Below are 921 nucleotides of genomic sequence, written 5' to 3'. Positions count from 1 at the left end.
GTACGCGAAGTGGGAGCCGCTGGCCACCGCGCTGCAGAAGGCCATCGCCCCCACCCTCACCGAAAACGGGGACGGTGAGGACGACGCCCCGGCGCCAGATGCTCCCGCTGGGTGCGGTCCTGGCGGTGACGGGTCGGAGTTCGGGCCGATCCCGGCCGGCGTGCTGCCGAAGGGGTACGAGATCCCGTCCGATGCGCCGAAGTCGGTTCAGACGGCGATCCGCTGGGGCCTCGGTGCCCTGGGCACCCCCTACCAGTGGGGCGGGACGTGCTCGGACCCCCGGGGTCAGGACCCGATGGGGCGGTGTGACTGCTCGTCCCTGATGCAGGTGGCCTACAAGGCCGGCGGCGTCTCTCTGACCCGGACCACGTATACGCAGGTCAAGGAGGGCAAGGCGGTCGGCGTCGGGTCGATCAAGCCGGGCGATCTGCTGTTCACCCGGGGCACGGCCCAGGTGCCGGAGCACGTCGGCCTGTTTATCGGCTCGGGTCTGATTCTGCATTCCCCGCGCACCGGTGACGTCGTCAAGATCGCCACGCTCGCGGAGTGGCGGCCGGACATCCTCGCCGTCCGCCGCGTCGTCTGACGCTTCCCTCCCCCCTCCTTCTCCTCATTTCTTCCTCCCGGGCATTTGTGTGCCCTGAATCAGGAGTTCTCGCTGTGAAGTTCAGCCAGTCGGGTCAGTTCCTGGCCTTCAACCCCGGTATCAAGCCCGCGGACGGCGGTCTGCCGGGTCTGGATGTCCTGAAGGACGTCATCAGCTCCATCAATCTCTTCGGGATCATCGCGGTCGTCGGCGCGCTCGCGGTGTCCGCGCTGGTGTGGGCCTGGGGCCACCACTCCGGCGGTCACCAGGCCGAGGCGAACGGCAAGAAGGGCACCGTCGTCGCCGCCGGATGCGCCCTGCTGCTGGGTGCCGCC

General features: G+C 69.1%; 2 protein-coding genes. Both read left to right on the top strand.

All coding sequences use genetic code 11. From position 1 onward, the window contains the following. Positions 1 to 586, top strand: a 586-nt coding sequence (locus FF041_RS39705; RefSeq protein WP_228388811.1) for a C40 family peptidase, incomplete at its 5' end; no start/stop codon positions are given. A gap of 74 nt (positions 587 to 660) precedes the next feature. Continuing rightward, positions 661 to 921 (top strand): DUF6112 family protein (locus FF041_RS33375; protein ID WP_323393437.1); only part of this gene is annotated, 261 nt, incomplete at its 3' end.

Source organism: Streptomyces jumonjinensis (assembly GCF_009600885.1).
GTDB classification, from domain to species: domain Bacteria; phylum Actinomycetota; class Actinomycetes; order Streptomycetales; family Streptomycetaceae; genus Streptomyces; species Streptomyces jumonjinensis.
The sequence above is the reverse complement of the archived record's forward strand: the minus strand, read 5'-3'. Positions and strand labels throughout refer to the sequence as shown.